Source organism: Mycobacterium sp. IDUB_28 (genome assembly GCF_055419285.1).
On sequence record NZ_JBVAXK010000009.1, the window covers coordinates 262990 to 272381 of the forward strand.

The window sequence follows — 9392 nt, forward strand, 5'->3', positions numbered from 1 at the left end:
CGTCACGCGGCCCGACAGCTACCATCTGGACTGTGAGCGACGAAGCTAACGAACCCGAAGTTCTGGTCGAACAACGCGACCGCATCCTGATCATCACCATCAATCGCCCCCGGGCCAAGAACGCCGTCAATTCCGCGGTGGCCCACGGTCTGGCCGACGCCATGGACCGTCTCGACGGAGACGCCGGGCTGTCGGTGGCCATCCTGACCGGAGCCGGTGGCTCGTTCTGCGCGGGCATGGACCTCAAGGCGTTCGCCCGCGGTGAACTGCCCATCGTCGAGGGCCGCGGGATGGGCTTCACCGAGCGTCCACCGGACAAGCCGTTGATCGCGGCGGTCGAGGGCTATGCACTGGCTGGCGGCACCGAGCTGGCGCTGGCCACGGATCTGATTGTGGCAGCAAAGGATTCGGCATTCGGCATCCCGGAGGTCAAGCGCGGCCTGGTGGCCGGCGGCGGGGGATTGCTGCGGCTGCCCGAACGCATCCCGTACGCCATCGCGATGGAGTTGGCGCTCACCGGGGACAACCTGTCCGCCGAGCGCGCACACCAGATCGGTCTGGTCACCGCGTTGGCCGAACCGGGTAAGGCGCTGGATGTCGCTCTCGAGCTGGCCGGCAAGATCGCCGCCAACGGCCCGCTGGCGGTTGCGGCCAGTAAGAAGATCATCGTCGAGTCCCGGGGCTGGAGCTGCGACACCATGTTCGCCGAACAGACCAAGATCCTGGGCCCGGTGTTCGCCTCCAACGACGCCAAGGAAGGTGCGATCGCGTTCGCCGAGAAGCGCCCGGCGCGCTGGACCGGCACCTGAGGCCGGCTACCGGGCGATGCCCAGCGCCAGCAGCGCGATGTCGTCGTCGGGACTGAGCTTGGGTATCAACGCGACGAGGTCGTCGATCAGCGCGGCGGCCCCCAGGGTGGTGCGTTCGGTGACGAATGCGGCCAGCCTGTCCTCGTCGAACGTGATCTCGGCGCGCCGCGACTCCACGATGCCGTCGGTGTAGCAAATCAGCGTCTGACCCGGCAGCAAGCGCAGGCTGCACGCGTCGAATGACGCACCCGGGATGAGGCCCACCAGCATGCCGTGGCTGGGGCGGATCTGCTCGACGGTGCCGCTGGCGGCGTCAGCCAGCAGCGCCGGGTGATGACCGCCGGTGGCGATGGTGACCCCGAACCCGGGGCCGTCGCTGCTCGGCTCCAGGATCCCGAACAGCACTGTGCAGAATCGGCGCGGTTCCACCTCGCGCAGCAATACCGAGTTGAGTTCGACGAGCACATCGATGGGGTTGTCGTAGTGCAGCGCGGCGGATCGCAGCGTGTAGCGGATCAGCGACGTCACCACCGCGGCCTCCGCGCCGTGGCCTTCGACGTCGCCGATGAAGAACGCCCACCGGTTGCTCCCGACCGCGAATACGTCGTAGAAGTCGCCGCCCACCTGACGCGAAGAGGCCGGATGGTAGTGCGAGGCCACGGTCAGGCCGTCGATGTAAGGCAACGAGGGCGGCAGCAGCGTGCGCTGCAGCACCGTGGCGTACTGGGCGATCAGGTCACGATCGTGCTCGGCGATATTGCGGTCGCGCACCGCCTCGTCGCGGTCTGACTGCGCGTCGTCGCGGTCGCGCCGGGCCTCGTCGCGGTCGTCCTCGGCCACGCCGCGCAGCTGTCGTTCCGCGCGCAGCGCGGTGCGTGCCGAAACCCGCAGGTCCAACTGCTCGGCGACGATGGCGGCGAGATCGGTCAGGGTGGCCAGTTGAGCGTCGGTCGCGGTGCACGGGTCGTTGTCCAGGACGGCCACCGCCCCCAGCCGATGCCCGTCGCTGGTCACGATCGGTGCGCCCGCATAGCAGCCGATGCGGTGTTCGGTCACCAAGCTGTTGTCCCGGGTCCCGGGGTCGGCGCGCACATCCCGCACGACGTGGGGTGCGTCGCTCAGGACCGCCGACCCGAACAGGCCGTCGTTGCGGCTGACGGTGGGCAGGTCCACGTCGAACCCGTGACTGGCCACGAACCGGATGCGGTCGCGCCCGACGATCGAGACGACGGCCATCGGCGCCGAACAGAACTCCGCGGCCAGCCGCACCACCCGCGAGAGAACCTGGTCATGCGCCGAATCCAGCAGTCGGTAGCGCTCGACGGCGCGCACCCGCGCCGATTCGGCCGCAGTGGCTTTCGAGGTGATCGGGGGCATGGGATGCGCATTCGGGATCGGTGGACTCGGTGTGGCGCAGCTACTCTCTGGTTGCCCGGAATTCTACGGATGTATGCGCGCGGGGCTGCGGCGCAGCTAAGCGGCGGCCCGCCCCGGCGGGCGGGACCGGCCCCGCGATGGGTTACACTGTCGGCAGAATTTGTAAAGGGCAGGGTTCCCAGAAGGATCGCGGATGAGCGTTTCGTTGCTTCTCGAGATGGCTGCGTCGAGCAACCCTGACCGCACGGCTGTCATCTCCGAGGAACTGCGGCTGAGCACCCGGGAACTCAGCGACCTCGCCGACGGCGGGGCGGGGGTGATCGCGGCCTCGGGCGCCCGGCACGTCGCCTACGTCGGGACCGGCGGGGCGCTGCTGCCGATCCTGATCTTCGCGAGCGCGCGTGCGGGTCTGACCTTCACGCCGATCAATTACCGATTGTCGGCCGAGGGGATCGGCGCCCTGCTCGACCGCCTGCCGGACCCGTTGGTGGTCGTCGACGAACGCTACCGGGACGCACTCGGCGGCGGCGATCGCCGGGTGGTGTCGTCCGAGGAGTTCCTGACCGCGGCCCGTACCGCCGAACCGGCAGCGGAGTTCCCCGACCCGGACTCGGTGGCGATCGTGCTGTTCACCTCGGGCACCACGTCGGCGCCCAAGGCCGTCGAACTCACCCACAACAACCTGACCAGCTACGTCACCGGCACGGTGGAATTCGAGTCGGCCGGGCCGGACGACGCCGCGCTGATCTGCGTGCCGCCCTACCACGTCGCCGGGGTCGGGGCGGCGCTGTCCAACCTGTACGCCGGCCGCAAGATGGTGTATCTGCCCAACTTCGACGCCCACGAGTGGGTACGGCTGGCCAACGCGGAACAGGTCACCACCGCAACCGTGGTGCCCACCATGCTGGACCGCATCGTGACGGTGCTGGAGGCCGGTGACCACAAGCTGCCCGCGTTGCGCAACCTGGCTTACGGCGGTTCCAAGGTGGGCCTGCCGCTGGTCCGCCGCGCCCTCGAGCTGTTGCCGGACGTCGGATTCGTCAACGCCTACGGCCTGACCGAGACCAGTTCGACGATTGCGGTGCTCACCCCCGACGACCACCGTGCGGCACTGGCGGCCGCGGATGCCGCCGCGGTGAAGCGGCTGGGTTCGGTGGGCCGGCCGGTGCCGGGCATCGAGGTGGAGATCCGCGACGAAGCCGGCACCGTGCTGGGACCCGGGCAGACCGGCGAGCTGTTCGTGCGCGGCGAGCAGGTGTCCGGACGCTACACCGGCATCGGTTCGGTGCTCGATGAGAACGGCTGGTTCCCGACCAAGGACATCGCCACCCTCGACGAAGAGGGATTCCTGTTCATCGGCGGCCGTAGCGACGACACCATCATCCGCGGCGGCGAGAACATCGCGCCGGCCGAGTTGGAAGAGGTGCTGATCGAGCATCCGCACGTGCGTGACGTGGCGGTGGTCGGTGTCGAGGATGCGCAGTGGGGCCAGGCGATCGTCGCCGTGGTGGTGCCGCGTGACGATGTCGATCCCGACCCCGAGGAACTGCGTGAATTTGTCCGAAAGAGTTTGCGGGGGTCGCGCACTCCGGACCGAGTAGTGTTTCGCGACGAGCTGCCAACCACCGCCACCGGCAAAGTGCTTCGCCGGGAGATCATCGAACACCTAGCAGGGATGCAATCATGATCAAGAACGGAACCCGCCTGGCCAGCCAGGTGTGCGACACCCAAATCATCGTCGTCCGCAGCGCCGACAGCCTCGACGACCTGCGCTGCGGCGGAGCGCCGATGGTGGAGATGGGCGCCGAGCGCTCGGGCGAGATCGACCCCGCCTTTGCCGACGGCAGTGTGATGGGCAAGCGCTACGTCGACGAGACGGGCGCCGAAGTCCTGGTGACCAAGCCCGGCAAGGGCAGCCTCAGCGTGGGTGAGACGAAGCTGTCGCTCAAAGAGGTCAAGCCGCTGCCCGCCAGCGACTGACTACGGTCGCTCGGCCAGCCCGTTACGGCGGACGAATTCCCGTGCCTTGACCAGGAATGCCAGCTGGCCGCCGACCTCGCGCAGCGGTGCGACGCTGCGCGTCGAGCGGCACAGCACGATGGCGCCTTCGAGTGCGGAGATGGACGTCACGGCCAGCGAGGCCGCGTCGTTGTCGTCGAAGCCGTCGGTCACGAAGGCGCGCGTCAGCGCGGTGCACCAGCGGCCCATGATCTCGCCGGCCTCGTCGGCGAGGTGCAGTTCATCGTCGGCCGAGCCGATCGCGGCAGCCACCACCGGGCAGCCGGCGTGGAAATCACCCTCGGTCAACAGGTTTTCCCATAACTCGACGAACTCGCGCAGCAGCGCCCGGCCGCCCCGGTCGACGGCGCGGTAGATGGTCGCGGTGATGGTGTCGCCCGCGTACCGCAACGCCTCGGTCAGCAACTGATTGCGGCCCTGGGGGAAGTGGTAGTACACCGAGCCGCGCGGGGCACCGCTGCGGGCCAGCACCGCATCGATGGTCACTCCGGCGGCGCCACGCTCGCGCATCACCTGTGCGGCACTGACCAGCATGTTGTTCCGGGTGCCGCCCCGTTTGGCGGGCTGCGGATCCGTTGCGGTCTGCTCCTCGGTACGGGTCATGCGGCGCGCGAGTGCCGGACTGCCGGCCAGTGCAGCGCCCGGGGGCTGACCCGGAACTGCCGGCGGCGCGGGTCAGGGACTTCGCGGGTGAACCGGTAGCCGGCGACGTTGAGTTCGATGATCCACATGACTTCTCCCGGCTTGGGTGGTGCAGCCATGGACCGGGTCCACCGGCCCATGACTATGTGAGTGAGCATATAAGACACGTGTCAGGGAGGCAAGCTAAGCCAGCTAAGTACCGAGCAGGCCTGGGTTTACCCCACCACCGCCGAGTACCAGGCAGAGTGATCGCATTACTTGTGGTCTCGAAATTATGCTGTCTTGCATAATTCGACGGACTGCGTTTCACTGGCCCCATGACGAACGACACGGTGTCCCTCGAGCGCGACGGCCATGTGCTGCTGATCGGCCTGAACCGCCCGCACAAGCGCAACTCCTTCGACCGGGTGATGCTGGCCGACCTGTCCCGCGCCTATGCGCTGCTGGAATCCGACGACGAGTTGCGCGCCGGGGTGCTGTTCGCGCACGGCGACCATTTCACCGCCGGTCTGGACCTCGTCGACGTCGGCCCCGGGATTGCGGCGGGAGAGTCGCCCATGCCCCCGGACGGTCGCGACCCGTGGCGGCTGGACGGCCCTTGGACCACGCCGCTGGTCGCCGCCGCACACGGTTGGTGCATGACCCTGGGCATCGAACTGTTGCTGGCCGCCGACATCCGCATCGCCGCGGCCGGCACCCGCTTCACGCAGCTGGAAGTTCAGCGCGGCATCTACCCGTTCGGCGGTGCGACCATCCGGTTGCCCCGGGATGCCGGCTGGGGCAATGCAATGCGCTGGTTGCTCACCGGCGACGAGTTCGACGCCGCCGAGGCACACCGCATCGGGCTGGTTCAGGAGGTTGCCGACGACGCCGCGGCCGCGCTGACCCGGGCTCGCGAGATCGCCCAGACCATCGCCGAGCGCGCGGCGCCGCTGGGGGTGCGGGCAACCCTTGCCTCTGCGCACCTGGCCCGGGCCCAGGGGGAGGGCGCCGCGATCGAACGCCTGCGTCCAGCCGTCACCGAACTGTTCGCCAGCGCGGACGCCGCCGAGGGTGTGCAGTCGTTCATCGAGCGCCGCGAGGCGCGTTTTCAGGGTGGCTAGCGGAACGTCTGATACCGCCGACCGTGAACCTCACGACGTCCATTCGGCCTGTCGCGCAGCGTAGTTCACACTCGGCGCAATACGCCCGGTTATTCGACCGTGTACCCCATTGGCATCAGCACGCTCTTCTGCTGGGTGAAGTGCTCGACGCCCTCGGGCCCGTTCTCCCGGCCGATGCCGGAGTTCTTGTACCCGCCGAAGGGACAGCAGGGGTCGAAGGCGTACCAGTTGATGGCGTAGGTGCCGGTGCGAATCTTCTCCGAGATCTCGATGCCCTTGGGGATGTCCGACGTCCACACACTGCCGGCCAGTCCGTACACCGAGTCGTTGGCGATCTTGACCGCGTCGTCTTCGGTGTCGTAGGGAATGATGCTCAGCACCGGCCCGAAGATCTCCTCCTGGGCGATCGTCATCTTGTTGTCGACGTCGGCGAAAACTGTCGGCTGCACGAAGAATCCGTTGTCCAGACCTTCCGGACGGCCACCGCCGCACACCAGCCGGGCGCCCTCTTCCTTGCCCTTGGCGATGTAGCTCTCCACCCGGGCGCGCTGCTTCTCCGAGATCAGCGAGCCGATCTGCGCGGTCGGGTCCGATGGCGGGCCGACGGGCAGGGCCTGCACAAAGTTGCTGACCGCGTCGACGATCTCGTCGTAACGCGAGCGGGGCGCCAGGATCCGGGTCTGTCCCACGCAGGCCTGACCGGTGTTCATGATTCCGGAGAAGACCATCATCGGGACGGCAGCGGCCAGGTCGACGTCCTCCAGGACGATGGCCGCCGACTTCCCGCCCAATTCCAGCGTGCACGGCTTGAGCAGGTCCGCGGCGCGCTTGCCGATCTCCTTGCCGACGGCCGAGCTGCCGGTGAAGGTGAACAGGTCCACGTCGGGGTTGGAGGTGAGCGCCTGACCGGTTTCGACGCCGCCGGGTACCACCGACAGCACGCCTTCGGGCAGGCCGGCGTCGGCGAACACCTCCGCCAGGGCATTGGCGGTCAGCGGCGTTTCGGCGGCCGGCTTGAGCACCACGGTGCAGCCGGCCAGCAGCGCCGGGCCCAGCTTGTTGATCGCCAGGAACAGCGGCACATTCCACGCCACGATGGCGGCGACCACGCCGATCGGCTCGCGGTGCACGATGGTCTGCCCGTAGGAGCCGGTCCGCACCTCCCGCCACGTGACCTGGTCGGCGGCCGGGCCGGCGAAGAAACTCATCGCGCCCATCGACCCCATCCAGTGCATGGTCTCGATGGTCATCGGCGGCTGACCCGTCTCGTCGGCAAGGAGCTTGGCGAACAACTCCTTGCGCTCCTCGAGCAGTTGCTGCGCCTTGGCGATGACGGCCGCGCGTTCCTGCGGCGGGGTGGTGGGCCACGGGCCGTTGTCGAAGGCCGCGCGGGCCGCGGCGACTGCGGCGTCGACGTCGGCCGCCGTCGCCAATGGCACCTTGCCGACGTACTCGCCGGTGGCCGGGCAGTGCACCTCGATCACTTCAGCGGTCGCCGGCTCGGTCCACTTGCCCCCGATGAAAAGCTTGTCGTACTCCGTCGTAGCGGTTGTCGCGTTGGTCACAGTCGCCACCATACCCAAGACGGCGCAAAACGAGAACATGTTCCATTAGTGCGCTCGGAGGACCAGCACCAGATTGCTCGCGACGAACTCCCGCAACACCGGTACCGATGTCACCCACCAGGCCCATCGTGGGTGGTAGCGCGGGAAAGTCGCGACGGCCGCGCCGGTGTCGGCCGCCCACTGCAGGCCGTCGGCGGCGGACACCGCGAATAACGACGACCCGTAGTTGTTCTTGGCCGGATGGCCGTGTTTGCGGGCGTATCGGGCGGCGGCCCGGGCGCCGCCGAGGTAATGGGTCAGGCCCATCTCGTGACCGCCGAACGGGCCCAGCCACACGGTGTAGGACAGCACCACCAGTCCACCCGGCCGGGTCACCCGCAGCATCTCGTTGCCGAGTTGCCAGGGCCGCGGCACATGCTCGGCGACGTTGGACGACAGGCAGATGTCGACCGAGTCGTCGGCGAACGGCAGCGCCATGCCCGACGCGCGCACGAAGGTGCCGGTGCTGCGCTGGAAAGCCGGTCCCGCCGCGTGCATCTCGGCGGGGTCGGGTTCGACGCCGATGTAGCGCACCCCGGCGCCGGCGAAGGCCGCCGCGAAGTATCCGGGTCCGCCACCCACGTCGAGCAGCGTGGCGCCGGCGAGGTCGTCCCCGCACCAGGAGCGCCACAGGTCGCCGACCATCGCGGCGGTGTCGGCGGCCAGGGCGCCGTAGAAGCGGGCCGGGTCGCTCTGCTCGTAGCGGAACTCCCGCAGCAGTCGCACCGAGCGGCGCAGGGTGGCCCGCCGAGCGAAGGCGTCGGTGACGGCCACCCGTTACTTCGGCACCTTCGCCGCGATCTGCTCGGCGATGCGGACGCCCTCGTCGGTCAGGTTCGCGTTGCATGCCTGGACGTTGGCGACGATGTTGTTGACGGCGGTCAGAGCCTGCTGGCAGCGCCAGTTGCCGCCGGTGACCGTGACCCGCAGGGTGCCGTTGATGCTGGACACCGGTCCCGCCGACCAGGGCTTGGCTTCGCCGGACGGCTTGGTGACCGTGTAACTCTTCGAGGCGCAGGCCTGCCACTTGGCTTGCGCCGCGGTGACGTATGCGGCTGCGGCCTGGGCGGAGGGGAAGCGCGCTGCGGCCTGGTCCACCCAGTGATAGGTGGGTTTCTCCGATACCTGCTCCTCGACCGAGTCGGTCATGCCGCTTCCGGCGAAGGCGTCGGCCTCCACCGTGTCGACGAACCGGCATTCGACGGGGGTCACCTGGTACGGGTTGTTGGTGATCGCGTGGTGCCCGGCGGAGGAGGTCATGCCGGTAGTGGACATCGCTTTGCTGACGGCGTCGGGGGTGAGCAGCAGCCCGTCCAGCGCCCCGGGGGCGACCAGCGGGGCGGTGGTGGTCGTGGTCGTGGTCGACGAGGTGCCGGAGGAGGCTGCGGTGTCATCGGAACCGGTGCCCACCGCGACGCCGATGACGCCGACGATCACCACCACCACCACAGCGGCCGCCACCGCCACCCACACCCAGGTGCGGTTGCTGCTGCGCTGGGCCGACGGGAAAGGCGGCGGACCGCCGTACCCGCCGGTGAACGGGGCCGGCTGGAACTGGGCGGGGTTGGGCGCATACGGCGGCGGGGTGTGCTGCTGCGGCGGTGGTGGGTAGGCCGGGCGCGGCGGTTGGTAACCGGGCCCGGACGGGATCGGCCCGGACTGCATCGGCCGCGGATTCGGGGGTTCGGGCCGGCTGGGGGCCGGTTGCGGCCGGGCCAGCGGTCCGGTGATCGCCGCGCGGGCCGCCAAGGTGAGCTCTCGGGTGGTGTCGTAGCGGTCGTCGGGGTTTTTGGCCATCCCTTTGGCCACCACGGCGTCGAGTTGGGCGGGCAGGCCGT

At 68.9% G+C, this 9392-nt stretch carries 10 protein-coding genes; 4 read left to right on the forward strand and 6 right to left on the reverse strand.

Features of this window, described 5'->3' with window-relative positions; all coding sequences use genetic code 11:
- Positions 1–32 precede the first annotated feature (32 nt).
- Positions 33–809, forward strand: coding sequence for a crotonase/enoyl-CoA hydratase family protein (locus ACZYZ9_RS20000; protein WP_463828003.1), 777 nt, complete (start codon positions 33–35; stop codon positions 807–809).
- Between the two features lie 6 nt (positions 810–815).
- Here the strand turns inward: ACZYZ9_RS20000 and ACZYZ9_RS20005 are convergent, their stop codons facing one another.
- Complete coding sequence (locus ACZYZ9_RS20005) at positions 816–2186, reverse strand: PP2C family protein-serine/threonine phosphatase (RefSeq protein WP_463828004.1); 1371 nt, start codon at positions 2184–2186, stop codon at positions 816–818.
- A 193-nt stretch (positions 2187–2379) separates the two neighbouring features.
- Between ACZYZ9_RS20005 and ACZYZ9_RS20010 the strand changes: the two genes are divergently transcribed.
- Together ACZYZ9_RS20010 and ACZYZ9_RS20015 are read left to right on the forward strand one after the other, a co-directional pair.
- Positions 2380–3873 carry a class I adenylate-forming enzyme family protein gene (locus ACZYZ9_RS20010; protein WP_463828005.1) on the forward strand — a complete coding sequence of 498 codons (1494 nt, stop codon included), beginning with the start codon at positions 2380–2382 and terminating at the stop codon, positions 3871–3873.
- Positions 3870–4166: a hypothetical protein gene (locus tag ACZYZ9_RS20015; RefSeq protein WP_463828006.1), complete on the forward strand. Its 297-nt coding sequence runs from the start codon at positions 3870–3872 to the stop codon at positions 4164–4166. Before ACZYZ9_RS20010 ends, ACZYZ9_RS20015 begins: the two co-directional genes overlap by 4 nt.
- Here ACZYZ9_RS20015 and ACZYZ9_RS20020 read toward each other — a convergent pair whose 3' ends face one another.
- Together ACZYZ9_RS20020 and ACZYZ9_RS20025 are read right to left on the reverse strand one after the other, a co-directional pair.
- A complete protein-coding gene (locus tag ACZYZ9_RS20020) occupies positions 4167–4808 on the reverse strand; it encodes a TetR/AcrR family transcriptional regulator (RefSeq protein WP_463828007.1) in 642 nt (213 codons plus the stop codon).
- The gene (locus ACZYZ9_RS20025; protein ID WP_463828031.1) at positions 4805–4966 is read right to left on the reverse strand and encodes a hypothetical protein; all 162 of its coding nucleotides are present in this window, start codon (positions 4964–4966) and stop codon (positions 4805–4807) included. The genes ACZYZ9_RS20020 and ACZYZ9_RS20025 overlap by 4 nt, the downstream gene beginning before the upstream one ends.
- A 198-nt stretch (positions 4967–5164) precedes the next feature.
- Here ACZYZ9_RS20025 and ACZYZ9_RS20030 point away from each other — a divergent pair, with 198 nt between their 5' ends.
- Entirely contained in the window at positions 5165–5950 is a 786-nt protein-coding gene (locus ACZYZ9_RS20030; RefSeq protein ID WP_463828008.1) for a crotonase/enoyl-CoA hydratase family protein, read from the forward strand.
- 89 nt (positions 5951–6039) lie between these two features.
- On the opposite strand, the gene ACZYZ9_RS20035 is transcribed toward ACZYZ9_RS20030, so the two are convergent.
- The 3 genes from ACZYZ9_RS20035 to ACZYZ9_RS20045 form a co-directional block, all read right to left on the reverse strand.
- Complete coding sequence (locus tag ACZYZ9_RS20035) at positions 6040–7515, reverse strand: aldehyde dehydrogenase (RefSeq protein WP_463828009.1); 1476 nt, start codon at positions 7513–7515, stop codon at positions 6040–6042.
- Positions 7516–7560: 45 nt separating this feature from the next.
- Positions 7561–8328, reverse strand: a complete 768-nt coding sequence (locus ACZYZ9_RS20040) for a class I SAM-dependent methyltransferase (protein WP_463828010.1) — start codon at positions 8326–8328, stop codon at positions 7561–7563.
- A 3-nt stretch (positions 8329–8331) separates the two neighbouring features.
- On the reverse strand, positions 8332–9392 hold a 1061-nt coding region (locus tag ACZYZ9_RS20045), incomplete at its 5' end, for a sensor domain-containing protein (RefSeq protein WP_463828011.1).

Coding starts and splice junctions, on each gene's coding strand:
- ACZYZ9_RS20010 (WP_463828005.1), top strand. CDS start 2,380: ATGAGCGTTTCGTTGCTTCTCGAGATGGCTGCGTCGAGCAACCCTGAC.
- ACZYZ9_RS20005 (WP_463828004.1), bottom strand. CDS start 2,186: ATGCCCCCGATCACCTCGAAAGCCACTGCGGCCGAATCGGCGCGGGTG.
- ACZYZ9_RS20015 (WP_463828006.1), top strand. CDS start 3,870: ATGATCAAGAACGGAACCCGCCTGGCCAGCCAGGTGTGCGACACCCAA.
- ACZYZ9_RS20030 (WP_463828008.1), top strand. CDS start 5,165: ATGACGAACGACACGGTGTCCCTCGAGCGCGACGGCCATGTGCTGCTG.
- ACZYZ9_RS20020 (WP_463828007.1), bottom strand. CDS start 4,808: ATGACCCGTACCGAGGAGCAGACCGCAACGGATCCGCAGCCCGCCAAA.
- ACZYZ9_RS20025 (WP_463828031.1), bottom strand. CDS start 4,966: ATGGCTGCACCACCCAAGCCGGGAGAAGTCATGTGGATCATCGAACTC.